This is a genomic window from Pseudomonas sp. 008 (assembly GCF_016861935.1).
In the GTDB taxonomy this organism is placed as follows: domain Bacteria; phylum Pseudomonadota; class Gammaproteobacteria; order Pseudomonadales; family Pseudomonadaceae; genus Aquipseudomonas.
This window is the reverse complement of record NZ_BOMA01000004.1, coordinates 151,729-176,003: the sequence shown is the minus strand read 5'-3', so window position 1 is coordinate 176,003 and position 24,275 is coordinate 151,729. Positions and strand designations below refer to the sequence as shown.

Genomic DNA, 24,275 nt, shown 5'->3' with positions numbered 1-24,275 from the left:
ACCTGCCGTTTGCTATGACCCCGCGCCGTGCTACGTCGACCAGGCATGGCTTATACTGCCTCGTTGGACTCGTCCTCGAACGCTGCGAACAGCGGTTCGTCTTCGACGATTTCAGCGTTGGCGATGAACTCGTAGCTCATCAGGCCTTCAGCGATTTCACGCAGCGCTACAACTGTAGGCTTGTCGTTTTCCCACTGAACCAGGGGCTCTTTGCCACCAGTGGCCAGTTGACGGGCACGCTTGGTAGAGAGCATGACCAGCTCAAAGCGGTTTTCCACGTGTTCTAGGCAGTCTTCAACGGTTACGCGGGCCATGGTATTCCTCGGAGCGAATGCAATATGCGCGCTGCCCGGTTGGGCGAGCGGACTCAACAGTTTAAAAAATCACCAGCGATTAGGGAAGCGCTGATTTTTTGACCAGGCTCTTCAACGCGCTATAAGCACCAATGTAAAGCCCTTGCAGCGGTTTTGGGAAGAGCTGATTAGCCGAGCAATTCAGCCAATAATTTGCCATGACGCTGCTGCTGACGCTTCTGATGTAGCTGATTGGCGCGGAAAATCGCCTTCAGATCGTCCAGTGCGTGGGCGAAATTGTCGTTGATGATCAGGTAATCGTAGTCGACGTAATGGCTCATCTCGCTGACGGCTTCGCGCATCCGGCCTTCGATGATCTCGTCACTGTCCTGGCCGCGATTGGTCAGGCGCTGGTGCAAGGCCTCCAGGGACGGCGGCAGAATGAAGATCGAGCGGGCCTGGGGCATCAACTTGCGCACTTGCTCTGCACCCTGCCAGTCAATTTCCAGAATCAGGTCGTGGCCTTCATCCAGGGTCTGCTGCAGGTGGCTTTGCGAAGTGCCATAGAGATTGCCGAACACTTCGGCGCGCTCGAGGAAATCTCCGTGCTCGATCATCTTCACGAACTCGCTGCGTTCGACGAAGTGATAGTTCACGCCGTTCACTTCACCGGGACGCATGGCGCGGGTGGTGTGGGAGACCGAGACGCGGATCTCCTGATCAGCGTCGGTCAGGGCTTTGACCAGGCTGCTCTTGCCTGCACCCGAAGGTGCGGAAATGATGTACAGGGTGCCGGTACTGTGGGTCATGTCAGGTTTGCCTTACTCAATATTCTGTACTTGTTCGCGCATCTGCTCGATCAACACCTTGAGGTTGACCGCCGCTTGGGTGCTGCGCGGGTCGAAGGCTTTGGAGCCCAGTGTGTTGGCTTCGCGGTTGAGCTCCTGCATCAGGAAATCCAGGCGTCGACCGGCAGCGCCGCCGGATTTGAGCACCCGGCGAACTTCGATGATGTGAGTGCTCAGGCGATCCAGTTCTTCGGCGACGTCGCTCTTTTGCGCGAGCATGACCATTTCCTGCTCCAGGCGCTGCGGGTCGAGGTCGGCCTTCATGTCGGTGAAGCGGTCGAGGACTTTCTGACGCTGCGTGGCGAGCATCTGCGGGACCAGCTCACGCAGGATCACCACATCTTCTTCGATGGACGTCAGGCGTTCGTTGATCAACCGCGCCAGCTCCGCGCCTTCGCGCTCGCGGCCGGCCTTGAGTTCTTTCAGGCCTTGGTTGAACAGCGTCAGGGCTTCGGCATTCAGCGCTTGCGGGTCGGCGGCGTCGGCCACCAGCACGCCGGGCCAGGCCAGGACTTCCAGCGGGTTCAGCGCGGCAGGGTTCTTGATCAGGCTGGCGACGGTCTCGGCGGCAGCGACCAATTGCGCGGCGCGCTCGCGGTCCACTTGCAGTGGTTTGCCAGTGCTTTCTTCGGTGAAACGCAGTGTGCATTCGAGCTTGCCCCGGGAAATTCCCTGGCGCAGGGCTTCGCGGACGGCGCCCTCGAGGTCGCGGAAAGATTCCGGCAGGCGCAGATGGGGTTCCAGGTAGCGGCTGTTGACCGAGCGCAGCTCCCAGCTCAGGGTGCCCTGGACGCCGGCTTTCTCGACGCGGGCGAAGGCGGTCATGCTGTGCACCATGGAGGTACCTCGCAATGCAGGTCGGCGCGTAACCCATGGTTCGCGGACCCGCTATCTGTGAATTAAAGCCGACAGGCAGCAAAGGCGCAGGATTGTAGCGCAGTGGGGCGGATGCGCCCAATCACACGCGGTGACAATGAGCTGCAGGCCGTCGGCTACGCTCTATTCAGAGCCTTCAATCGTCGGGTGATTTTTTTAGAAGTGCCCACTCGCGGCCCACGGCTCTATAATGCTCGGCAGTTTTCCGTCCCCCGTACAGGTAATCCCTATGAAACGTCCAAGTGGTCGCGCTGCCGATCAGCTCCGCTCGATCCGCATTACCCGCAACTACACCAAACACGCCGAGGGATCTGTACTGGTCGAGTTCGGTGATACCAAGGTCATCTGCACCGTCAGCGTCGAGAACGGCGTGCCGCGTTTCCTCAAGGGGCAGGGCCAGGGCTGGTTGACCGCTGAATACGGCATGCTGCCGCGCGCCACTGGCGAGCGTAACCAGCGTGAGGCGAGCCGCGGCAAGCAAGGCGGCCGCACTCTGGAAATCCAGCGTCTGATCGGTCGTTCCCTGCGCGCTGCGCTGGACATGTCCAAGCTGGGCGACGTCACCTTGTACGTCGACTGCGATGTGATCCAGGCTGATGGCGGCACCCGCACCGCCTCCATCACCGGCGCCATGGTTGCACTGGTCGATGCCTTGAAAGTGATCAAGAAGCGCGGCGGCCTCAAAGGTGGCGACCCGCTCAAGCAAATGATCGCTGCCGTTTCGGTGGGCATGTATCAGGGCGAACCTGTGCTTGACCTCGACTACCTGGAAGACTCGGCTGCCGAGACTGACCTCAACGTGGTGATGACCAGCACTGGTGGTTTCATCGAAGTCCAGGGCACCGCCGAAGGCGCACCGTTCCAGCCGGAAGAGCTGAACGCGATGCTGGCACTGGCGAAGAAAGGCATGATCGAGATTTTCGAACTGCAGAAGGCTGCACTGGCTGACTGATTGTGTTGATGTCCGGCAAAGGAGAGCGCCATGAGTGATGAACAGCAGTTGCTTCCCACCCCGAGCTCCGAGGCTCGCCAGTGGGCGATGTTTTGTCACCTCTCGGCGTTTCTCGGTGTCTGGTTTCCGTTCGGTCACCTGATCGGGCCGCTGATACTCTGGCAGTGGAAGCGTGAAGCCGACCCGTTCATCGATGCCCAAGGCAAAGAAGCGCTGAACTTTCAGATCACCGTGGCCCTGGTCTCGGGCATCTGTTACGTGCTGATGCTGGTGTTGATCGGTTTTGCGCTGCTGCCGCTGGTCCTGATCGGGGCGATGGTGCTGTGCATCATTGCCGGGCTCAAGGCCAATGACGGGGTGCCTTACCGCTATCCCTTCACCTGGCGGTTGATCAAATAACAGGCAGTAAAAATCAGCGCGCACAAAAAAGCCGACAGCGATGTCGGCTTTTTTGCATCTGCGAAAAGACGCTTAGATGGTCAGCGTCCAGTCGTAGTCCACGATCAGCGGTGCGTGCTGCGAGAACCGTGGCTGACGTGGCAGGCGTGCGCTGCGTACGAAGCGGCGCAGGCCAGGGGTCAGCAACTGGTAGTCGAAACGCCAGCCCAGGTTGAGCATCTCGGCCTGTTCGTTGTCCGGCCACCAGCTGTACTGGTCGCCTTCGCGGCTGACTTCCCGCAGGGCGTCGACATAACCCATGTTGCCGACAATCTCGTCCATCCAGGCACGCTCAGGCGCCAGGAAGCCCGGGGATTGCTGGCTGTCGCGCCAGTTCTTGATATCCAGCTTCTGTTGCGCCACGTACAGCGAGCCACAATAAATGTACTCGCGACGTTTGCGTCGCTGTTTATCCAGATAACGGGCGAAGTCGTCCATTAGCTTGAACTTCTGGTTCAAGTCTTCATCGCCATTCTGCCCCGAAGGGAGCAGCAAGGTCGCGATGCTGACCTTGTCGAAATCGGCTTGCAGGTAGCGCCCGTAGCGGTCGGCCGTCTCGAAGCCGAGACCGCTGATGACAGCCTTCGGTTGCAACCGCGAGTACAAAGCCACGCCACCTTGGGCGGGAACTTCGGCTTCGCAGGCATAAAGGAAGTAGCCATCCAGTTGGAAGGCTGGATCGTCCAGTTCAAAGGCGGAGGCGCGGGTGTCCTGCAGGCAGATGACGTCGGCATTCTGTGCTTGCAGCCAACTGAGCAAACCACGCTCGACTGCAGCCTGAATACCATTGACGTTCACACTGATGATCCGCATAAGTGGCCCCAAAAATCGCGTGCGGGTATGATACACGGCGTCTACCTAATTAGCTAAATCCGTGGTATTTGGGGTTTTTTTCATGCAAGCGTATCAACGCGATTTCATTCGTTTTGCCATCGATCGCGGCGTTTTGCGCTTCGGTGAGTTCACCCTGAAGTCCGGGCGCACCAGTCCATACTTCTTCAATGCCGGCCTGTTCAACTCAGGGAAGGCCCTGGCGCAGTTGGGCCGTTTCTACGCGGCAGCCATCGTCGAGAGCGGTATTTCCTTCGACGTACTGTTCGGCCCGGCCTACAAAGGCATCCCGTTGGCGGCAGCCACCGCCGTGGCGCTGGCCGAACATCACGACCGTGACCTGCCATGGTGCTTCAACCGCAAGGAAGCCAAGGCCCATGGCGAAGGTGGAAGCCTGGTCGGCGCGCCATTGACTGGCGACGTGCTGATCATCGACGACGTGATCACCGCGGGCACCGCCATCCGTGAAGTGATGCAGATCATCGCTTCCCAGGACGGCGCCAAAGCTGCCGGTGTGCTGATCGCCCTGAACCGTCAGGAGCGTGGCAACGGTGAGTTGTCGGCCATCCAGGAAGTGGAACGTGACTTCGGCATTCCAGTGATCAGCATCGTTTCGCTGAACCAGGTGCTGGAGTTCCTGGCTGACGATCCGCAGCTCAAGCAACATTTGCCTGCGGTTGAAGCCTACCGCGCCCAGTTCGGCGTGTAACCACGCTCCCACAGGGATCGCAGGCCAGCAAAAGACCCCGCTCAGCAAGCTGAGCGGGGTCTTTTGTTTATGTATGGCCCAGTCCCCCAGCTTTATTTTTTGCTGGTGCTGCTGAATGTCTCGGCCTTTTTGATCCCGGTGGGTTTATTGGTTTTCTCCGGGTACGGATCAGCCACAGCATCGCCCTGGCCAGTCAGAATTCTCCAGCCATGACGGGTGTGTGCGGTTTTGCGGAGTTGCGGGCAGGGCGGCATCGATGTTTTGCCCTGATTCGAGTATTCGTGACCGCAATCGACACAGGCATAGGTGCCAGGTGAAACATCGCTGCCGTAAGGGACGTAGTCTTTTTGCATGGGTAGACCTCCTGTGGATTCAGAGAAGATCCTATGCAGATTGCTTTCTTCGTGAAGTCGGACGTTTCGCCCAATCAGGTCAGGCATTTCCGGCGCGCATAAAAAAGATCGCAGACTTCGTCAGCTCCTACAGGTTTTTCGTACATCCGAAATCCGTAGGTGCTGCCGAAGGCTGCGATCTTTTTAAGGTTTTGAATCAGGGACGCTTGCGATTGCTGATCAGCGTACCCACACCGGTGTCGGTGAAGATTTCCAGCAGAATTGCATTTGGCACCCGGCCATCAATGATCAGCGAGCTGCCCACGCCACCCTGTACCGCTTCCAGTGCGCAACGGATCTTCGGCAGCATGCCGCCGTAAATGGTGCCGTCGGCGATCAGATCGTCGACTTGCTGGGTGCTCAGGCCGGTCAGGACCTTGCCGCTCTTGTCCATCAGGCCGGCAATGTTGGTCAGCAGCATCAGCTTCTCAGCTTTCAGAGCCTCGGCCACTTTACCGGCCACCAGATCGGCGTTGATGTTGTACGACTCGCCGTTGGCACCGACGCCGATCGGCGCGATCACCGGAATGAAATCGCCTTTGACCAGCAGGTTCAGCAGGTCGGTGTTGATCCCGACCACTTCGCCGACGTGGCCGATGTCGATGATTTCCGGCTGGGTCATCTCAGGGGTCTGGCGGGTGACGGTGAGCTTCTTCGCGCGAATCAGCTCGGCGTCTTTACCAGTCAGGCCGATGGCGCTGCCGCCGTGACGGTTGATCAGGTTGACGATGTCCTTGTTGACCTGGCCGCCGAGGACCATTTCCACCACGTCCATGGTCGCGGCGTCGGTGACGCGCATGCCATCGACAAAGTGGCTCTCGATCGAGAGTCGCTTGAGCAGGTCGCCGATTTGCGGGCCGCCGCCGTGAACCACCACCGGGTTGATGCCGACGGCTTTCATCAGCACGATGTCACGGGCGAAGCCGGTTTTCAGCTCCTCGCTTTCCATCGCGTTGCCGCCGTATTTGATCACCAGCGTCTTGCCGACATAGCGGCGAATGTAAGGCAGCGCTTCGGACAGGACCTTGGCGGTGTTGGCGGCGGCTTCGCGTTCGAGGGTCATTCAGGGCTCCGGGTGCTTCAATAGATCAAAACGGTAGTTGGAGATCAGGTGCAACGCGCTTCAGCTGGACGTGGAATACATCCTTGATGCGCTGCAATTCAGCCTCGTCATCGGCCTCGAAGCGCAGCACCAGCACCGGTGTGGTGTTGGAGGCGCGAACCAGGCCCCAGCCTTTGGCATAGTCGACTCGCACGCCGTCAATGGTGGTCAGGTCGGCGCCTTCACCCCACTGTGCGTCATGCAGTGCATCAATGATGCTGAATTTGCTCTCTTCGGTCACATGGATATTGATTTCCGGCGTAGAAATATCGTTCGGGAAGGTCGCGAACAACTCTTCCGCGGTGGATTTCTCTTTGCTGAGGATCTCCAGCAGCCGCGCGGCGCTGTAAATGCCGTCGTCGAAACCGAACCAGCGCTCCTTGAAGAAGATATGCCCGCTCATTTCGCCGGCCAACAGGGCGCCGGATTGTTTCATTTTCTTTTTGATCAGCGAGTGACCTGTTTTCCACATCAGCGGACGACCGCCATATTCCTTGATCAGCGGGATCAGGCGGCGGGTGCATTTGACGTCGAAGATGATTTCCGCGTCGGGGTTGCGTGCTACCACATCTTTGGCGAACAGCATCAGCAGGCGGTCCGGGAACACGACGCTGCCGGTGTTGGTGACTACGCCCACGCGGTCGCCATCGCCGTCGAAGGCCAGGCCCAGGTCGGCGTTGGTTTCCTTGACCTTGGCGATCAGGTCTACCAGGTTTTCCAGCTTGCCCGGGTCCGGGTGATGGTTCGGGAAGTTGCCATCGACATCGCAGAACAGCGGGATGACTTCGCAGTTCAGGGCTTCGATCAGTTGCGGGGCAATCACGCCGGCTGCGCCGTTACCGCAATCGACCACCACTTTCAGGCGGCGGGCGAGTTTGATGTCCTGGACGATTTCGGTGTTGTAGCGGTCGAGAATCTCGACCTTGGTGATGCTGCCCTTGCCGCTGCTCAGGTTGTTGGTCTTGAGGCGGTCGTGCAGGGCCTGGATCTGTTCGTTGGCCAGGGTATCGCCAGCAATGACGATCTTGAAGCCGTTGTAGTTCGACGGGTTGTGGCTGCCGGTGAGCATCACCCCGGATTTGCCGGCCAGTACGTTGGCGGCGTAGTACAGCGCTGGCGTTGGCACCAGGCCGACGTCGCTGACGTGGCAACCGCTGTCGGCCAGGCCCTGAATCAGTTGTTCCACCAGTTCCGGGCCGGACAGGCGACCGTCGCGGCCGACGGACACATTGGGTTCGCCCTGGGCCAGGCTCTGGGAGCCGATGGCGCGGCCGAGCCAATAAGCCGTTTCAGCGTTCAAGAATTCCGGGACGGTGCCACGAATGTCGTAGGCGCGGAAGATGCTGTCGGGGAACTTGGGTGCGACTTGGGCTGGGGTGCTCATCTGTAGGAATGCTCCATCTTGAAAGTGGCTGGACCTGCCGGCGAAAAACTCGTCGGCAGGCTCAAACTGAAGGGTATGACGGTGTTTTCCACCGAGAGTTCGTGGTGTGAAAAGGCCATGCCATCAACATCGGCGAGCAATTGGCCGGCCAATGCCTTGATTTCCAGTGGTAAACCTTCCAGATGACGTCTGTGCAATTTTCATCCTTAAAATGCAGAGGGCAGGTCAGGCCAGGCAGTGCTCCCAGCCTGAATGCCGATGATCAGTGGCTGCCGGAGTGGCCGAACCCGCCGGTGCCGCGCTGGGTTTCGACGAACTCTTCGACCATTTCAAAATGCGCTTGAACCACCGGTACCAGCACCAATTGGGCCAGGCGTTCGCCGACAACGATGTTGAAATCGGTCTGGCCACGGTTCCAGCACGACACCATCAGCGGGCCCTGGTAATCGGAGTCGATCAGGCCGACCAGATTGCCCAGCACGATGCCGTGCTTATGGCCCAGGCCCGAGCGCGGCAGAATCAACGCCGCCAGGCCCGGATCGCCGATGTACACCGACAGGCCGGTAGGGATCAGCAGGGTCTCGCCCGGCTTGATGACAGTGTCTTTTTCCAGCATGGCGCGCAGGTCGAGGCCGGCGGAGCCGGGCGTGGCGTACTGCGGCAGCGGAAATTCGGTGCCGATGCGTGGGTCGAGGATCTTGGCTTGCAAAGCGTGCATGTAAATTAAACCTGGTTCAGACGTTCGGCGATAAAAGTGATCAGCTGGCGGGCAATCTTGCCTTTGCTGGTCTGGGCAAAAATAGTGGCGTGCAATTCCCGGTCGATCACGCTGCAGGCGTTTTCTTCGCTGTTGAAGCCAATACTCGGGTTGGCGACGTCGTTGGCGACGATCAGATCGAGGTTCTTGTCTTTCAACTTGCGGGCAGCGTAGTCGAGCAGGTGTTCGGTTTCGGCGGCAAAGCCGACACTGAACGGACGGTCGGGACGGGTGGCGATGGTGGCCAGAATGTCTGGGTTGCGCACCATTTGTAGCAACAAGCCGTCGCCGCTTGTAGGGTCTTTCTTGAGTTTCTGTGGGGCCACGACTTCCGGACGGTAATCCGCGACCGCTGCCGAGGCGATGAACAGGTCGCAAGGAATCGCGGCTTCACAAGCGGCGAGCATGTCCCGGGCGCTGACCACGTCGATGCGCGTGACGCGATCCGGAGTCGGCAGGTGCACCGGGCCGGTGATCAGGGTCACGCGGGCGCCGGCTTCCACCGCTGCCTCGGCCAGGGCAAAGCCCATTTTGCCGGAGCTGTGGTTGGTGATGTAGCGCACCGGGTCGATGTTTTCCTGGGTCGGGCCGGCGGTGATCAGCACGTGTTTACCGGTCAGCGCCTGACGCTGGAAGCAGTCTGCCGCGCACTGGGCGAGGTCGGTGGCTTCGAGCATGCGGCCCATGCCGACGTCGCCGCAGGCCTGGCTGCCGGAGGCCGGGCCGAAGACTTTGAAGTTGCGGCTTTCGAGGGTTTGCAGGTTGGCCTGGGTCGCCGGGTCGCGCCACATGGCCTGATTCATCGCCGGCGCCACGGCGACTACCGCGTCGGTGGCCAGCACCAGCGTGGTCAGCAGGTCGTCGGCAATGCCTTGGGCCAGGCGAGCGATCAGGTCCGCAGTGGCGGGGGCGATCAATACCAGATCGGCCCATTTGGCCAGTTCGATGTGGCCCATTGCGGCTTCGGCCGCCGGGTCCAGCAGGTCCAGGTGGACCGGGTGCCCGGACAGGGCCTGCATGGTCAGCGGGGTAATGAATTCGCTGCCGCCACGGGTCATGACCACGCGCACTTCAGCGCCCTGGTCGATCAGGCGGCGAACCAGCTCGGCGCTCTTGTAGGCAGCAATGCCGCCGCCGACGCCCAGAACGATGCGTTTCCGATACAGCCGCTGCATAGGTCTGCCTTTCATTTCGTTGATGACTGCATGGCGATACCCCCTCCCCAGGGGTGAAATCGCCCGCAAAAAAGATGGGCTACGATATCACAGCGACCGCTACGGAACAGCGGCGCCCACAGACATGGAGGTGTTATGAGCATTCGCGATTGGCCAGCGGCGGAGCGACCGCGGGAGAGGTTACTTGAGTTGGGTTCGGCGAGTCTTTCGGACGCCGAGTTGCTGGCGATTTTTTTACGTACCGGTGTGTCGGGTAAAAGTGCAGTAGATCTGGCGCGACATCTGTTGAGTCAGTTTGGCAGCCTGCGTTCATTGCTCGAAGCCGATCAGGCTGCGTTCAGCAGGCAATTGGGGCTCGGGCCGGCGAAATTCGCTCAGTTGCAAGCGGCACAGGAAATGGGCAGGCGGCATTTAGCCGAGCGTGCGCGCCAGAAGTCGGCGCTGGAAAATCCGCAGGCGGTTCGTGATTACCTGAAGTCGATGCTGCGCCACGAGCCTCACGAGGTGTTCGGGTGTCTGTTTCTGGATTCCAAGCATCAAGTGCTGACCTTTGAGGTGCTGTTTCGTGGCTCTATCGACAGCACCAGTGTCTATCCAAGGCAAGTGGTTAAACGCGCTTTAGCCCACAACGCCGCAGCGTTGATCCTCTGCCACAACCATCCGTCGGGTAACTCCAACCCCAGTCAAGCCGACCGAATGCTGACCAAGCGCCTGCAAGAGGCGCTGGACCTGATCGATGTGCGGGTGCTCGACCATTTCATCGTTGGTGACGGCGATCCGTTGTCCATGGCCGAGTACGGGTGGATGTGAAGGGGAAAGGCTAGATGAGTCCCTGTGGGAGCGAGCCTGCTCCCACAGCTTTTGTGGCGACGCTGATTACTTGAAGTTGACCTTGGAGTAATCCTGCCGGCCAAACGGGCTGACCTGATAACCCTCGACGTCTTTGCGCGTCAAGGCGAAGGCCGTTGGGTGAGCCAGTGGCAGCCACAACGCCTGTTGCTGGATCTGCGCCTGGGCCTGTTCATAAAGCTTGGTGCGCACACCTTGCTCGCCAGTGGTCTTGCCGGCGCTGATCAGTTTGTCCAGGTCCTGGTTGCAGTAGCGGGCGAAGTTGGTGCCGGATTTGATCGCCGCGCAGGAAAACTGCGGTGTGAGGAAGTTGTCCGGGTCACCATTGTCGCCGGCCCAGCCCATGAACAGCAGGTCATGTTCGCCGGCCTTGGCGCGACGAATCAGCTCGCCCCATTCGATCACGCGGATCTCGGCCTGAATGCCGATTTCCGCCAGGTCCGACTGAAGCAACTGTGCGCCGAGGCTCGGATTGGGATTCAGGAGGCTGCCGGAAGGGCGGGTCCAGATGGTGGTCTGGAAGCCATTCTTGAGCCCGGCCTTGGCCATCAGTGCCCGGGCTTTCTCGACATCATGCGGGTAGCCCGGCAGGTTTTTGGCATAGCTCCAGGTATTGGGCGGGTAGGGCCCATTGGCAGGCTCGGCGGTGTCTTCGAATACGGCCTTGAGGTAGTTGGCCTTGTCGAACGCCAGGTTGATTGCCTGGCGCACTTCCGGCTTGTCCAGCGGCGGATGCTGGCTGTTGATGCCGACGAATGCGGTCATGAACGCGTCAGTCTTTTCCACCTTCAAGGTCGGTTCCTGCTTCGCAGCCTGTACGTCCAGCGGTTTCGGCGACAGGGCGATCTGGCACTCGTTGCGGCGCAATTTCTGCAGGCGTACGTTGGCATCCGGAGTGATTGCGAAGATCAACGGGTCCACCGATGGCCTGCCCTGGAAGTAGTCGCGGTTGGCCTTGTAGCGAATCGACGCATCCTTCTGGAAGCGCGTGAAGATGAACGGGCCGCTGCCGATCGGCTGGCTATTGAGCTTCTCCGGAGTGCCGGCCTTCATCAGTTGGTCGGCGTACTCGGCCGAATAGATCGAGGCGAAGCCCATGCTCAGGGTCGGCAGGAACGTCGAGTCCGGGTGATCGAGGGTGAAGCGAATGGTCAGCGGGTCTAGTGCGTCGATCTTCTTGATCAGCGTCGGTAACTGCATCGATTGAGCGTGTGGGAAACCACTCTGGGCTACTTTGTGCCACGGGTTCGCCGGGTCGAGCATGCGGTCGAAGCTGAACTTGACGTCTTCGGCGGTCAGGTCGCGCGTCGGGCTGAAGTACTCGGTGTGGTGAAATTTCACCTGCGGGTGCAATTTGAAAACGTAAGTCAGGCCGTCCGGCGTAACTTCCCAGCTGTCCGCGAGGCTGGCGACCACCTTGCCGCTGACGGTATCGAAGTCCACCAGGCGGTTCATCAGCACATCGGCCGAGGCATTGGTGGTGGTCAACGAGTTGTATTGCACCACATCGAACCCTTCCGGGCTGGCCTCGGTGCAGACGCTCAGGGCGGCTGCATGGGCCAGGGGGCTCAGTAGAAGCGGTGCGAGCAGCAGCGGTAGGGCAGCGAGGCGCATGGTTGGATTCCTTTACAGATGAAGGCCCATCTGCAAGTGCAGTCTGGAAAAGGCCTACCCTAGTGGGCTCTTTTGAAAATGACTATCCCCTTTTTCATTTTGAGGGGAGTATGGGCGATTGTTTTCGGTGGGTGACGATTGATAAAACCCCTGGATTGGCCTGTTGGCCGATTTTCTGCGACGAGCGGTCGCTATCGGGCTCAGCCTTTGTCCAAGGCACTCGGCGCCCGAAAAGCCGGGTTTTTATCAACTCAATTCACACCGGTTGTTGTTGCTCTCTGGTCTTTCTGGTATAAAGCAGCGCTCTTTTCTAGGGGCCCGGTTCCTTCGCTTGTAGGTGTAGCCGGTAAGACCCTTAAAGAAACGCGGCGCCTGGCGCCAAATGACTGAGAGATTAAGCGGCCAACCCATGCCGGGTTGGGCATGTGGTTTTAGAGGGCTGAGGCATGTCGAGAGTCTGTCAAGTTACCGGTAAGGGTCCGGTGACTGGGAATAACATTTCCCACGCAAACAACAAAACCCGTCGTCGTTTCCTGCCGAACCTGCAGCATCACCGCTTCTGGGTTGAAGAAGAGAAACGTTTCGTGCGTCTGCGCGTATCTGCCAAAGGCATGCGTATCATCGACAAGCGTGGCATCACTGTCGTGCTGGCCGAAATCCGCAAAGCTGGCAAGATCTAAGGGAGCTAATCATGCGTGAATTGATTCGTTTGATTTCGAGCGCCGGTACTGGTCACTTCTACACTACTGACAAGAACAAGCGCACTACTCCGGACAAAATCGAGATCAAGAAATATGATCCGGTTGTTCGCAAGCACGTGATCTACAAAGAAGGCAAAATCAAGTAATTGATTTTTCCCTCTTACGAAAAAGGCCCATATCGCGAGATACGGGCCTTTTTTGTTGGCTGTCGGTTCAAGTGGCACAAACCTTCAAGCCTTCTGTTCAAACACCACATAAATCTTGCGGCACGGCTCCAGCACTTCCCAGGTGCCTTTGAAGCCGGCCGGAATCACGAAGCGATCGCCCACGCGCAGGGTCTTGGCGCCGCCGTCGTCATCGCGCAGCACTGACACCCCCTGAACGATTTCGCAGTATTCGTGTTCCGTGTAGTTCACCCGCCACTGACCGATTTCGCCTTCCCAGACACCTGCACTCATCTGGCCGCACGGGCTGTTGTAGTGGTTGTACACCGCTTGCTCGGGGTCGCCCTTGAGGACTTTGGCCGGGTCTGGCCGATAGCGATCGGGCTGGGTGGTGGCCTGACTGAAATCGACGATATCCTGAATGCTCATGCTGGTATTCCCCCGTGATTACGGCGCGACTGGCTGGAAAATTGAAAGTCTATGTTTATTAAAATGAACATCGCAAGGCCGTTTAACGGCCTTATGTCAAATATATTGAAACTTCACCCGCCGCTGGTTTAGGGTAACGGTTGCCTTGAGCCGAAAAACAGGCTGGCCGGGCAGAATTCCTGACAGCACCCGCGAATAGCGCGGGGTGCTCGTATTCAATAAGAGGAGGACACTCGTATGACCACCCTGACTCGTGCCGACTGGGAACAACGGGCTCGCGATCTGAAGATCGAAGGCCGCGCCTACATCAATGGCGAATACACCGATGCCGTCTCCGGTGAGACCTTCGAGTGCATCAGCCCTGTCGATGGCCGTCTGCTGGGCAAGATTGCCAGCTGTGATGCCGCCGACGCCCAGCGCGCCGTGGAAAACGCTCGCGCCACGTTCAATTCCGGTGCTTGGTCGCGCCTGGCGCCGACCAAGCGCAAAGCCACCATGATTCGTTTTGCCGGCCTGCTGAAACAGCACGCCGAAGAGCTGGCCCTGCTCGAAACCCTGGACATGGGCAAGCCGATCAGCGATTCCCTGTACATCGACGTTCCCGGCGCGGCGCAAGCCTTGAGCTGGAGCGGTGAGGCCATCGACAAGCTCTACGACGAAGTCGCCGCCACCCCGCACGATCAGCTGGGGCTGGTGACTCGCGAGCCGGTTGGCGTGGTCGGTGCGATCGTGCCGTGGAACTTCCCGTTGATGATGGCCTGCTGGAAACTCGGCCCGGCGCTGTCTACCGGTAACTCGGTGATCCTCAAGCCTTCCGAAAAATCACCGCTGACCGCCATTCGCATTGCAGCGCTGGCGGTTGAAGCCGGTATTCCGAAAGGTGTGCTGAACGTGCTGCCGGGTTACGGTCATACCGTCGGCAAGGCCCTGGCCTTGCACAATGATGTCGATACCCTGGTGTTCACCGGTTCGACCAAGATCGCCAAGCAACTGCTGATCTACTCCGGCGAATCGAACATGAAGCGTGTCTGGCTCGAAGCCGGTGGCAAGAGCCCGAACATCGTGTTCGCCGATGCGCCGGACCTGCAAGCCGCCGCCGAATCGGCTGCCAGCGCTATTGCCTTCAACCAGGGCGAAGTCTGCACCGCCGGTTCGCGCTTGCTGGTCGAGCGTTCGATCAAAGACAAATTCCTGCCGCTGGTAATCGAAGCCCTCAAGGCCTGGAAGCCAGGCAATCCGCTGGACCCGGCGACCAACGTCGGTGCGCTGGTGGATACCCAGCAGATGAACACCGTGCTGTCCTACATCGAATCCGGTCACTCCGATGGCGCCAAACTGGTGGCTGGCGGCAAGCGTATTCTTCAGGAGACCGGGGGCACCTACGTCGAGCCGACGATTTTCGACGGTGTCAGCAACGCGATGAAAATTGCCCAGGAAGAAATCTTTGGCCCGGTGTTGTCGGTGATCACGTTCGATACCGCCGAAGAAGCCGTTGCGATTGCCAACGACACCCCTTACGGCCTCGCGGCGGCAGTATGGACCACGGACATCTCGAAGGCCCACCTCACCGCCAAGGCATTGCGTGCGGGTAGCGTTTGGGTCAACCAGTACGATGGCGGCGACATGACCGCGCCGTTCGGTGGCTTCAAACAGTCCGGGAACGGTCGCGACAAGTCATTGCACGCGTTCGACAAGTACACCGAGCTGAAGGCGACCTGGATCAAGCTGTAAGCCTGTGTGGAGCCCGATCGAACATCGGGCTCCCGAGCGACACAGATCCCCTGTGGGAGCGGGCTTGCTCGCGAAGGCGCCGTAACAGCCAACGATGATGTTGGATGTGATGGCCTCTTCGCGAGCAAGCCCGCTCCCACATTTACTTTGTGCGGCCAGTAAAAATAACAATCCACAGGAGCGTGGAACATGCGTTGGGCGACTTATTTCGCCGTCTTGGCGTCTGTCTTGAGTGTCGGCCTGGCCCTGGGCGTCAGCATGCCGTTAGTGTCGCTGCGCCTGGAAGGCTGGGGTTACGGCTCGTTCGCGATTGGCGTGATGGCGGCGATGCCGGCCATTGGCGTGTTGCTGGGGGCGAAGATCTCCAGCCATCTCGCGGCCCGTCTTGGCACGGCCAATCTGATGCGCCTGTGCCTGTGGGCCGGGGCGGTGTCCATCGGCTTGCTGGCGCTATGGCCGAGCTACCCGATCTGGCTGGTGCTGCGGTTGATGATCGGGGTGATCCTGACACTCGTCTTCATCCTTGGTGAAAGCTGGATCAACCAACTGGTGGTCGAGCAATGGCGCGGCCGATTGGTAGCGCTGTATGGCAGCAGTTATGCGCTGAGTCAGCTGGCCGGGCCGCTACTGTTGGGGGCGTTGGGCACCGAGCACGATTACGGTTTCTGGGTGGGCGTCGGTTTGCTGATGACGTCACCGTTCCTGCTGCTGGGCCGTAGCGGAGCGCCCACCAGTGAGGCCTGCAGCGTGACCCTCAACGATTTGCTGAACTTCTGCCGCGGCCTGCCGGCAATTGCCTGGGCGGTGTCGCTGTTTGCTGCGTTCGAAGCGATGATCCTGACCTTGTTGCCGGTCTACTGCCTGCGTCAGGGCTTCACCACGGAAATCGCCCTGGCGATGGTCAGTACGGTGGTGGTGGGGGATGCCTTGTTGCAATTGCCGATTGGTGCGCTGGCTGATCGCTTGTCGCGGCGTACATTGTTTACCGGCTGCGCGATGCTCTTGCTGCTGTCGAGCCTGGCGATTCCATTGCTGATCGATACGTTGCTGATCTGGCCGCTGTGGGTGTTGTTTGGCGCCAGCGCTGGCGGTCTGTTCACCTTGTCGCTGATCCTGATCGGTGAGCGTTATCGCGACGATGCGCTGGTGCGGGCCAATGCCCATATCGCGCAGCTGTGGGGGATCGGTTGCCTGATCGGGCCGTTGGCGGCCGGTGCCGGGAGCCAGTGGATCAGCGGGCATGCCTTGCCGTTGCTGATGGCGGCGGGCGCGTTGGGGTTGGTGATTCTGGTATCGCGGCAAGGGGCGTTTGGGACGGTGCAGCCGGCGTAGATCCTGGCAACTCAAGCTACAGCATCCGCTCCAGGCCGACCATGCTGCTGAGCCATGAATTGAAATGCTGCCACCAACTTCCCGGTTCTTTGGTCAGTGTGTGCGGCTTGTCGTCATCTTCAGTGGCCCAGACCATCTGGCCCTTTTCCAGTCGGACCTGATAGCTGAGAGGGGGCGCCATACCCTCCAGCGCCAATTCACGCACCCGTCCGGCGAGCTGTGGGTTGTCCACCAGTACTCCGACTTCGGTGTTCCACAGTACCGAGCGCGGGTCGAAATTGAACGAGCCGATGAAGGCTTTTTGTCGGTCGAATACCATCGCCTTGCTGTGCAGGCTGGAGTCGGAGCTACGGGAGGAGCTGCTCCCGCTGTGAAACAGGCTCGGTCCGCTGCCGCTGCCTCCATTGTCGCCGGGCTGGCGGCGTAATTCGAACAGCTGCACGCCATGCTCCAGCAAGGCTTTGCGATAAGGTGCGTAACCACCGTGCGTGGCCGGCACATCGGTGGCTTCCAGTGAATTGGTCAGCAAACTTATCGACACGCCGGCATCGGCGCGACCGGTCAGGTACACCAGGCCCGGTTGGGCGGGTACGATGTAGGGCGAGACCATGATCAACTCCTTGCTGACTCCATTGAGCTCGGGTGCCAACTGGGTGGACAGCTGCAAGTACGGAGCCGGCTCGCCGTCGGCCAGCACCTTGGTTGGTGCGTCCCACAGCGCTTGGTTCCAGGCCCAGATCAGCTCCTGGCGCCAGGTCTCCAGGCGAGGATGAGTGGTATAGGTCATCAACTGTTGGTAGAGCGCGTGATTCTGTTTGCGCGTTTCCTCCAGGGATTCGTCCAGTCGCGTCCGGGTATTTTCCAGGTCCTTGGGTGTCGGCCTGATCGAGAGAAACTGCTCGATCGGCTTGCTCAGAGCGCTGTTCCAATACTCGTCGAAGCTATGCCCCAGCTGCTGGGCAACCGGGCCGACGCTGAGCATGTCGATATCGGTGAAATTACGGTTGGGCTCGGCATCGAAGTACTCGTCCCCCAGATTGCGCCCGCCAACGATTGCCACGCTATTGTCCGCCACCCACAGTTTGTTGTGCATGCGGCGATGTTGCTGCGACAGGTTGAACAGCCGGCCCATGGTACGCGTCACGACGGTGCTGCGGCCCAGGTGCAGCGGGTTGAAGACGCGGATCTGAATCTTCGGATGGACAGCGAGGGTTGCGATGATCTGATCCAGGCCATCGCTGGTGGTGTCGTCGAGCAGAATCCGCACCCGTACACCGCGGTCGGCGGCCTTGAGCAGCTCGCTTATCAGTATCCGTGTGCTGATGCCGTCATGGACGATGTAGTACTGCAAGTCGAGGCTGCTTTGGGCATTTCGAATCAGCTCGGCGCGAGCGGTGAAGGCCTCGGTGCTATCGGACAGCAAGCGGAAGCCCGACTGGCCCTGGTGGGGAGCGGCCTGGGCCTGGATCGAACGGCCAAAAGCAGAGTCGGCGGCCGGCAGGGCCTGGCTCGGTTCGCGAGGGATATTGAGTGTCGTACAGCCACCCAGAAGTGAGGCGAGTAACAGAAGAGCAAGCAGGGGCTGTCTGATTCCCACGGCGCGTATTCCGGATGGTGGCGGATAGCATATGGACGCCGTATCCCGAAGAAAGGTCAGTCGGTTTCCGCCAGCAGTTTGATTGCTGTCGCACCGACCTTGCGCACAGCTTCTTCAATCTGCGGGGTCGTTTTGGCAGCGTAGTTCATCCGCAGGCAATTACGGTATTTGCCCGAGGCGGAAAAGATACTGCCCACGGCAATCTGTACGCCTTGATCATGCAGTGCACGATTGAGTTTCAGGGTGTCAAAGCCCTCCGGCAGTTCGACCCACAGCATGAAGCTTCCTTGCGGACGACTGGCGCGGGTACCGGCGGGGAAATAACGGGTGACCCAATCGATCATTACGTCGCGATTGCGCTGGTATTGCATCCGCATCCGCCGCAAATGTGGTTCGAAGTGTCCGGCCTTGAGAAATTCGGCAATTGCAATCTGTGGCTGCGGCGCGGTGCAGCCGGTGCTGATGTACTTCATGTGCAGCACCCGTTCCAGATAACGGCCCGGTGCCACCCAGCCAATGCGCAGGCCCGGTGCCAGGGTCTTGGAAAAGGAACTGCAGAGCAGGACGCGGCCGTCTTCGTCGAAGGATTTGATCGTGCGCGGGCGTGGGTAGGTGTAGGCCAGTTCGCCATACACATCGTCCTCGATAATCGCCACGTCAAAACGCTGCGCGAGCGTCAACAGCGCACGTTTGCGTGACTCGGGCATGATGTAGCCCAGTGGGTTGTTGCAGTTGGGGGTCAACTGTATGGCCTTGATCGGCCATTGCTCCAACGCCAGCTCCAACGCTTCGAGGCTGATGCCGGTGAGCGGGTCGGTGGGAATTTCCAGGGCTTTCATGCCCAGCCCCTTGAGCGTCTGCATGGCGCCGTGAAAGCTTGGTGAATCAACCGCCACGATGTCGCCGGGCTCGCAGATGGCGCGGATGCTGGTGGACAGCGCTTCGTGGCAACCGGTGGTGACCACCAGATCGTTGGCGCTCAACTGGCAGCCGGAGTCGAGCATCAGGCGAGCGATCTGCTCGCGCAGCTCCAGGGTGCCGTAGATATTGTCGTAATACAGGCCGGGCATGTCCTGCCGACGGCTGATTTGCGCCAGATTGCGCAGCAGCGGTTTCATGGTCGGCGAGGTGATATCCGGCATGCCGCGGCCCAATTGCACGACATCCTTGCGCGGCACGGCGCGGATCAGTTCCAGCACCTGATCCCACTGTGAAATATCCACCGGTCGTTGGGCTGGGCGGCCAACCACGGGGAGCTCTGGCAGTTCGCGGCTCACCGGTACGAAATAGCCGGATTTGGGTTTGGGCATCGCCAGGCCCACGTCCTCCAGCACTCGATAGGCCTGTTGCACCGTGCTCAGACTGACCCCGTGCTCGACACTCAGCGCCCGTACCGAGGGCAGCCGGTCACCGGGGCGATAGAAGCCCTGTTCGATACGTGTGCCGAGCAACTCGGCGAGGTTGACGTAAAGGGTCATGGTGCAGTCTCGATGTGGGTGATTCGGTTAACCAATACAGATAGGGCAAAAATAAGCGATTCAGAGGCTGAAACAGAAAAGCTGTATGGAATTAATACTGCTCTGTTGAATCTGTAATGCTTTTTGCCGTCCGCGCATCATGAAAGCTCTGGCTACCCAAGTAAACAGGAGCGACGAAAATGAACGGCTTGAGCGATGTGCGGCTGACGTTACACAGTCAGGAACTGGCGGCAGGGCAACAGAACGGCGCGCGCGAGGCAATTATGCGCAACGCACCGTCCTGCCTGGGTCGCTGGGGTCTGTTCTGGCATCGTCTGCACACGCGTAAGGCGTTGTTGGAGCTGACGCCGGAGCAACTCAAGGATGTCGGGTTGAGTCGGGAGCAGGCGCGGGAGGAGGGGCTTAAACCTTTCTGGCGGATCTAGTACTGTTGATCGTTCCCACGCAGGAGCGAGGGAACGATCATCTTCCTCAAACCAACTCTTTAAGTCGATGCCACAACATCCCCAGGGCCAACAACGGCGAGCGCAAATGTTTGCCGCCTGGAAAGGTAATGTGCGGCACCTTGGCAAACAGATCGAAACCACCACTCTGCTGGCCGCTGATGGCCTCAGCCAACAACTTGCCTGCCAGGTGCGTGGCGTTTACGCCATGACCGGAATAGGCCTGGGCGTAATACACATTCGGTTGCTCCTTGAGCCGGCCGATCTGCGGCAGGCGATTAGCCCCGATGCCGATCATCCCGCCCCACTGATAGTCGATTTTCACCCCGGCCAGTTGCGGGAACACCGCCAGCATCTTCGGACGCATGTACGCGGCGATGTCTTTCGGATCGCGTCCTGAATAATGGCAGGCGCCGCCGAACAGCAGGCGGCGGTCCGCCGAGAGTCGGTAATAATCCAGCGCTACCCGTTGATCGCAGACCGCCATGTTCTGCGGCAGCAGCGCGTGAGCCTGCTCTTCACTCAAGGGTTCGGTGGCGATGATGTAACTGCCGGCGGGCAGCACCTTGCCGCCAAGTTGCGGGTTGAGATCGTTGAGGTAGGCGTTGCAGCCCAGCACCAGGGTCTTGGCACGGACCGAGCCCCGGGCGGTGTGGACCTTGACCTCGCGGCCATAATCGATGCGGGTTACGGCCGATTGCTCGAACAGTTTAGCGCCCAATTGTCGGGCGGCGGCCGCTTCGCCCAGCGCCAGGTTCAGTGGGTGCAGATGCCCGGAGCCCATGTCGATCAAACCACCGACATAGCGATCGGAACCCACCACGCTGTGCATTTCGTTAGCTTGCAGCAGACGGGTTTCGTAACGGTAACCGAGGCTGCGCAGCTCGCTGGCGTCTTCAGCGAAGCCTTCCAGGTCATGGGCTTTGTTGGCGAGGTCACAGTAACCCCAGGTCAGGTCGCAAGCGATCTGAAAGCGCTCGATTCGCTGTCGGACGATTTCCACCGCTTCCAGTCCCATCAGTTTCATCTGACGCACGCCGTCTGCACCGATCACGTTGGTGAACTGATCGAGGCCATGGCCGACGCCGCGAATCAATTGCCCGCCATTGCGTCCACTGGCGCCCCAACCGATCTTGTGCGCTTCCAGCAGCACCACGCGCAAGCCTCGTTCAGCCAGTTCCAGCGCGGTGTTCAGCCCCGAGAACCCGCCGCCCACCACGCACACGTCCGCGACCAGCTCACCTGTGAGTGTTGGAAGGTCGGGTTGCGGCAGGCTGCTGGCGGCGTAATAAGAGGCGACGTGCCGGTGGTTAGGGGCAGGTTGCTGAACGGGGGCGTTCATGGACGTCATCCTGATGCGTGTGTTTGAAAAAGTTGACGGAGCATAAGCCGCCCCTTCGGATACGGGCAACATTGGTCGGTTGGTGCTGTCTGGGTCGGGGCTTTTGCGTCAGAATCCCCATCTATTCCGCATTCGGTCACCGTTCAGATGAGCTGCAACAGTCAGAAAATTCGCACGCTGCGCCAGCAGATTCCCACCTTCGAGTGCGTGCCCGGCTGCCATGACTGCTGTGGGCCGGTCACCACCTCGCCCGAAGAAATGTCCCGCCTGCCGCGCAAGACCCGGGCCGAGCAGGACGCGGCGATGGACGAACTCAATTGCGTCCATCTGGGGCCCAACGGCTGCACGGTGTATGACGAGCGACCGCTGATTTGCCGTCTGTTCGGTACCACCAAGACGTTGCCTTGCCCCAACGGGCGGCGGCCGGTGGAGCTGATTCACCCGCGGGTCGAGAAGCAGATTCACGAATACATGGCCAGTACCCGGCAGGTGTTGGTGTAGGGCTCAATCCGGAATCGGCAGACTCAAACTCTCTTTCACTTCTTCCATCACGATATAGCTCTTGGATTCGCGCACATGCGGCAACTTGAGCAGGATGTCGCCCAGCAATTTGCGGTACGAGGCCATCTCGGAAATCCGCGCTTTCACCAGGTAATCGAAGTCCCCTGACACCAAATGGCATTCAAGGACGTGGGGCAGTTTCAGCACCGCACGTCGGAACTCTTCGAAAGTATCGCCGGATTTGTAGTCGAGACTGATCTCGACGAACACCAACAGACTACCCTTCAGGTGCTGCGGATTCAGCCGGGCGTTGTAGCCCATGATGATCCCTTCGCGCTCCAGGCGCCGTACCCGTTCAGTGCAGGGAGTGGTGGAGAGGCCGACCTTTTCCCCCAGTTCGGTGAAGGAGATACGCCCATCCGCTTGCAGAATCCGCAGGATGTTGCGGTCGATCTTGTCCAGCTCACGTTTGGTCTGAGTATTGGTCCGCATAGGGGATGCGCCTCCGTGAAAAGGGTTTTTGCCGAGAATTGTCGCCAAATATAAGCACTTATATAGTGAAAAGCACTGGCTAATCTTTTTTAAACTGCCCACATCTTCGGTCTGCACAATAAACGTCAGCGGTAAGCCGCGATGAGGGATATGAAAATGCGCGTTCTGGTCTTGGGTAGCGGCGTCATCGGTACCGCCAGTGCCTATTATCTGGCACGAGCCGGCTTTGAAGTGACGGTTGTGGACCGTCAGCCAGCGCCGGCCATGGAAACCAGTTTCGCCAACGCCGGGCAGGTTTCGCCGGGTTATGCCTCGCCGTGGGCCGCACCGGGCGTGCCGCTCAAAGCCATCAAGTGGCTGCTGCAGCGCCATGCGCCATTGGCGATCAAGGCCACCGCCGACATCGACCAATACCTGTGGATGGCGCAGATGCTGCGCAACTGCACCGCCAGCCGTTACGCGGTGAACAAGGAGCGCATGGTGCGTCTGTCCGAGTACAGCCGCGACTGCCTCGACGAATTGCGCGCCGAAACCGGCATTGCCTACGAAGGCCGTAGCCTGGGGACTACCCAGCTGTTCCGCACCCAGGCGCAGCTCGATGGCGCCGCCAAAGACATCGCCGTGCTGAAAGAGTCCGGTGTGCCGTTCGAGCTGCTCGACCGCGCCGGTATTGCCCGGGTCGAACCGGCCCTGGCCAGCGTCACCGACATCCTCGCCGGTGCCTTGCGCCTGCCGAACGACCAGACCGGCGACTGCCAGATTTTCACCACCCGCCTGGCCGAAATGGCCGTGAAACTGGGTGTGGAGTTCCGTTTCGGCCAGGACATCCAGCGTCTCGACTTCGCCGGTGATCGCATCAACGGTGTGTGGATCGACGGCAAGCTGGAAACCGCCGACCGTTACGTGCTGGCCCTCGGCAGTTACTCGCCGCAGTTGCTCAAGCCGCTGGGCATCAAGGCCCCGGTGTACCCACTCAAGGGTTACTCGCTGACCGTGCCGATCACTAACCCGGCGATGGCCCCGACGTCGACCATTCTCGATGAGACGTACAAGGTCGCGATCACCCGCTTCGACAACCGCATCCGCGTCGGCGGCATGGCTGAAATCGCCGGTTTTGACCTGTCGTTGAACCCGCGCCGGCGCGAAACCCTGGAGATGATCGTCAACGACCTTTATCCTCAGGGCGGCAATCTACCCGAAGCGAGTTTCTGGACTGGCCTGCGTCCGACCACTCCGGACGGCACGCCGATTGTCGGTGCCACACCGTTCAAAAACCTGTTCTTGAATACGGGCCACGGTACGCTCGGCTGGACCATGGCTTGTGGTTCCGGTCGTTTGCTGGCTGACCTGATGGCCAAGAGAACGCCGCAGATCAGCGCCGAAGGCCTCGATATTTCTCGTTATGGCAACAAACTTAAGGAGCCTGCAAAACATGTCAATCCAGCGCCAGCTCACCAATGAGCGCATGAGCCAGATCGTTGTCCATAACGGTACTGTGTATCTGGCAGGACAGGTCGGCGACGACATGGGCGCCGGGATTGAACAGCAGACCCGTGAAGCCCTCGCCAATATCGAGCGTTTGCTGGATCTGGCCGGGACGGACAAGAACCGTCTGCTGTCGGTGACCATTTACCTGAAAGACATCGACGCGCACTTCGCAGGCATGAATTCGGTGTGGGACCAGTGGCTGCCAAAAGGCGTCGCGCCGGCCCGTGCTACGGTCGAATCGAAACTGTGCGAACCGCAAATCCTGGTCGAGCTGTCGGTAGTTGCCGCGTTGCCATAAACGCTCTGCCCTGAATCAAGTCACAAGATCCCTCTCCCGGCGCTGTTGGTGGTTCACGC

General features: G+C 59.7%; 27 protein-coding genes and 1 pseudogene. 12 read left to right on the top strand and 16 right to left on the bottom strand.

Features of this window, described 5'->3' with window-relative positions; genetic code table 11:
• Window positions 1-50 precede the first annotated feature (50 nt).
• From rpoZ to JUI81_RS10235, 3 genes are all read right to left on the bottom strand, one after another.
• Window positions 51-314 carry a DNA-directed RNA polymerase subunit omega gene (gene rpoZ, locus JUI81_RS10245; RefSeq protein ID WP_003177259.1) on the bottom strand — a complete coding sequence of 88 codons (264 nt, stop codon included), beginning with the start codon at window positions 312-314 and terminating at the stop codon, window positions 51-53.
• A 167-nt stretch (window positions 315-481) separates the two neighbouring features.
• Window positions 482-1,102: a guanylate kinase gene (gene gmk, locus JUI81_RS10240; protein WP_018927481.1), complete on the bottom strand. Its 621-nt coding sequence runs from the start codon at window positions 1,100-1,102 to the stop codon at window positions 482-484.
• A gap of 12 nt (window positions 1,103-1,114) precedes the next feature.
• Window positions 1,115-1,978, bottom strand: coding sequence for a YicC/YloC family endoribonuclease (locus JUI81_RS10235; RefSeq protein ID WP_019580465.1), 864 nt, complete (start codon window positions 1,976-1,978; stop codon window positions 1,115-1,117).
• A gap of 268 nt (window positions 1,979-2,246) precedes the next feature.
• On the opposite strand from JUI81_RS10235, the gene rph reads away from it, so the two are divergent.
• Together rph and JUI81_RS10225 are read left to right on the top strand one after the other, a co-directional pair.
• Entirely contained in the window at window positions 2,247-2,969 is a 723-nt protein-coding gene (gene rph / locus JUI81_RS10230) for a ribonuclease PH (RefSeq protein ID WP_007934600.1), read from the top strand.
• A gap of 30 nt (window positions 2,970-2,999) precedes the next feature.
• Entirely contained in the window at window positions 3,000-3,368 is a 369-nt protein-coding gene (locus tag JUI81_RS10225; protein WP_018927483.1) for a DUF4870 domain-containing protein, read from the top strand.
• A gap of 72 nt (window positions 3,369-3,440) precedes the next feature.
• On the opposite strand, the gene JUI81_RS10220 is transcribed toward JUI81_RS10225, so the two are convergent.
• Window positions 3,441-4,220, bottom strand: coding sequence for an exodeoxyribonuclease III (locus JUI81_RS10220; protein WP_007934608.1), 780 nt, complete (start codon window positions 4,218-4,220; stop codon window positions 3,441-3,443).
• An 82-nt stretch (window positions 4,221-4,302) separates the two neighbouring features.
• Here JUI81_RS10220 and pyrE point away from each other — a divergent pair, with 82 nt between their 5' ends.
• Window positions 4,303-4,947 carry an orotate phosphoribosyltransferase gene (gene pyrE, locus JUI81_RS10215; RefSeq protein WP_018927484.1) on the top strand — a complete coding sequence of 215 codons (645 nt, stop codon included), beginning with the start codon at window positions 4,303-4,305 and terminating at the stop codon, window positions 4,945-4,947.
• A gap of 92 nt (window positions 4,948-5,039) precedes the next feature.
• Here pyrE and JUI81_RS10210 read toward each other — a convergent pair whose 3' ends face one another.
• The 6 genes and pseudogenes from JUI81_RS10210 to coaBC all read right to left on the bottom strand — a co-directional run bounded on the left by JUI81_RS10210 (window position 5,040) and on the right by coaBC (window position 9,757).
• A complete protein-coding gene (locus JUI81_RS10210) occupies window positions 5,040-5,300 on the bottom strand; it encodes a hypothetical protein (protein WP_019580466.1) in 261 nt (86 codons plus the stop codon).
• A gap of 196 nt (window positions 5,301-5,496) precedes the next feature.
• On the bottom strand, window positions 5,497-6,402 hold the full coding sequence (gene argB / locus JUI81_RS10205; protein WP_018927486.1) for an acetylglutamate kinase: 906 nt from the start codon (window positions 6,400-6,402) through the stop codon (window positions 5,497-5,499).
• Window positions 6,403-6,427: 25 nt separating this feature from the next.
• Window positions 6,428-7,804 (bottom strand): annotated as a pseudogene (locus JUI81_RS10200) (phosphomannomutase/phosphoglucomutase); the annotation flags it as partial.
• Window positions 7,805-7,821: 17 nt separating this feature from the next.
• Window positions 7,822-8,022: a hypothetical protein gene (locus tag JUI81_RS10195; RefSeq protein ID WP_019580467.1), complete on the bottom strand. Its 201-nt coding sequence runs from the start codon at window positions 8,020-8,022 to the stop codon at window positions 7,822-7,824.
• Between the two features lie 65 nt (window positions 8,023-8,087).
• The gene (gene dut / locus JUI81_RS10190; RefSeq protein ID WP_019580468.1) at window positions 8,088-8,543 is read right to left on the bottom strand and encodes a dUTP diphosphatase; all 456 of its coding nucleotides are present in this window, start codon (window positions 8,541-8,543) and stop codon (window positions 8,088-8,090) included.
• Between the two features lie 5 nt (window positions 8,544-8,548).
• The gene (gene coaBC / locus JUI81_RS10185; RefSeq protein WP_019580469.1) at window positions 8,549-9,757 is read right to left on the bottom strand and encodes a bifunctional phosphopantothenoylcysteine decarboxylase/phosphopantothenate--cysteine ligase CoaBC; all 1,209 of its coding nucleotides are present in this window, start codon (window positions 9,755-9,757) and stop codon (window positions 8,549-8,551) included.
• A 135-nt stretch (window positions 9,758-9,892) separates the two neighbouring features.
• On the opposite strand from coaBC, the gene radC reads away from it, so the two are divergent.
• Window positions 9,893-10,567, top strand: coding sequence for a DNA repair protein RadC (gene radC / locus JUI81_RS10180; protein WP_019580470.1), 675 nt, complete (start codon window positions 9,893-9,895; stop codon window positions 10,565-10,567).
• 66 nt (window positions 10,568-10,633) lie between these two features.
• Here the strand turns inward: radC and JUI81_RS10175 are convergent, their stop codons facing one another.
• Window positions 10,634-12,220 carry an ABC transporter substrate-binding protein gene (locus tag JUI81_RS10175; RefSeq protein ID WP_019580471.1) on the bottom strand — a complete coding sequence of 529 codons (1,587 nt, stop codon included), beginning with the start codon at window positions 12,218-12,220 and terminating at the stop codon, window positions 10,634-10,636.
• Window positions 12,221-12,666: 446 nt separating this feature from the next.
• Here JUI81_RS10175 and rpmB point away from each other — a divergent pair, with 446 nt between their 5' ends.
• Both rpmB and rpmG read left to right on the top strand, forming a co-directional pair.
• Window positions 12,667-12,900: a 50S ribosomal protein L28 gene (gene rpmB, locus JUI81_RS10170; protein WP_007894701.1), complete on the top strand. Its 234-nt coding sequence runs from the start codon at window positions 12,667-12,669 to the stop codon at window positions 12,898-12,900.
• 11 nt (window positions 12,901-12,911) lie between these two features.
• Entirely contained in the window at window positions 12,912-13,067 is a 156-nt protein-coding gene (rpmG, locus tag JUI81_RS10165; protein WP_003177274.1) for a 50S ribosomal protein L33, read from the top strand.
• Between the two features lie 84 nt (window positions 13,068-13,151).
• Here the strand turns inward: rpmG and JUI81_RS10160 are convergent, their stop codons facing one another.
• Window positions 13,152-13,514, bottom strand: coding sequence for a cupin domain-containing protein (locus tag JUI81_RS10160; protein ID WP_028939148.1), 363 nt, complete (start codon window positions 13,512-13,514; stop codon window positions 13,152-13,154).
• Window positions 13,515-13,751: 237 nt separating this feature from the next.
• On the opposite strand from JUI81_RS10160, the gene JUI81_RS10155 reads away from it, so the two are divergent.
• The gene (locus tag JUI81_RS10155) at window positions 13,752-15,245 is read left to right on the top strand and encodes an aldehyde dehydrogenase (protein ID WP_018927494.1); all 1,494 of its coding nucleotides are present in this window, start codon (window positions 13,752-13,754) and stop codon (window positions 15,243-15,245) included.
• A 189-nt stretch (window positions 15,246-15,434) separates the two neighbouring features.
• The gene (locus JUI81_RS10150; protein ID WP_019580474.1) at window positions 15,435-16,577 is read left to right on the top strand and encodes an MFS transporter; all 1,143 of its coding nucleotides are present in this window, start codon (window positions 15,435-15,437) and stop codon (window positions 16,575-16,577) included.
• Between the two features lie 16 nt (window positions 16,578-16,593).
• Here JUI81_RS10150 and JUI81_RS10145 read toward each other — a convergent pair whose 3' ends face one another.
• Both JUI81_RS10145 and JUI81_RS10140 read right to left on the bottom strand, forming a co-directional pair.
• Window positions 16,594-18,174: a phospholipase D family protein gene (locus tag JUI81_RS10145; RefSeq protein WP_204124195.1), complete on the bottom strand. Its 1,581-nt coding sequence runs from the start codon at window positions 18,172-18,174 to the stop codon at window positions 16,594-16,596.
• Between the two features lie 56 nt (window positions 18,175-18,230).
• Complete coding sequence (locus JUI81_RS10140) at window positions 18,231-19,652, bottom strand: PLP-dependent aminotransferase family protein (RefSeq protein ID WP_204124194.1); 1,422 nt, start codon at window positions 19,650-19,652, stop codon at window positions 18,231-18,233.
• A gap of 179 nt (window positions 19,653-19,831) precedes the next feature.
• Here JUI81_RS10140 and JUI81_RS10135 point away from each other — a divergent pair, with 179 nt between their 5' ends.
• Window positions 19,832-20,077: a DUF1127 domain-containing protein gene (locus JUI81_RS10135; protein WP_028939146.1), complete on the top strand. Its 246-nt coding sequence runs from the start codon at window positions 19,832-19,834 to the stop codon at window positions 20,075-20,077.
• Window positions 20,078-20,123: 46 nt separating this feature from the next.
• Here JUI81_RS10135 and JUI81_RS10130 read toward each other — a convergent pair whose 3' ends face one another.
• Window positions 20,124-21,437, bottom strand: coding sequence for an FAD-binding oxidoreductase (locus tag JUI81_RS10130; RefSeq protein ID WP_019580478.1), 1,314 nt, complete (start codon window positions 21,435-21,437; stop codon window positions 20,124-20,126).
• A gap of 147 nt (window positions 21,438-21,584) precedes the next feature.
• Here JUI81_RS10130 and JUI81_RS10125 point away from each other — a divergent pair, with 147 nt between their 5' ends.
• On the top strand, window positions 21,585-21,938 hold the full coding sequence (locus tag JUI81_RS10125; RefSeq protein WP_007934627.1) for a YkgJ family cysteine cluster protein: 354 nt from the start codon (window positions 21,585-21,587) through the stop codon (window positions 21,936-21,938).
• 3 nt (window positions 21,939-21,941) lie between these two features.
• On the opposite strand, the gene JUI81_RS10120 is transcribed toward JUI81_RS10125, so the two are convergent.
• Window positions 21,942-22,430, bottom strand: coding sequence for an Lrp/AsnC ligand binding domain-containing protein (locus JUI81_RS10120; RefSeq protein ID WP_003177284.1), 489 nt, complete (start codon window positions 22,428-22,430; stop codon window positions 21,942-21,944).
• Between the two features lie 156 nt (window positions 22,431-22,586).
• Between JUI81_RS10120 and dadA the strand changes: the two genes are divergently transcribed.
• Both dadA and JUI81_RS10110 read left to right on the top strand, forming a co-directional pair.
• Window positions 22,587-23,891 carry a D-amino acid dehydrogenase gene (gene dadA, locus JUI81_RS10115; RefSeq protein WP_026331818.1) on the top strand — a complete coding sequence of 435 codons (1,305 nt, stop codon included), beginning with the start codon at window positions 22,587-22,589 and terminating at the stop codon, window positions 23,889-23,891.
• The gene (locus JUI81_RS10110) at window positions 23,863-24,216 is read left to right on the top strand and encodes a RidA family protein (RefSeq protein ID WP_019580480.1); all 354 of its coding nucleotides are present in this window, start codon (window positions 23,863-23,865) and stop codon (window positions 24,214-24,216) included. Before dadA ends, JUI81_RS10110 begins: the two co-directional genes overlap by 29 nt.
• Window positions 24,217-24,275 lie beyond the last annotated feature (59 nt).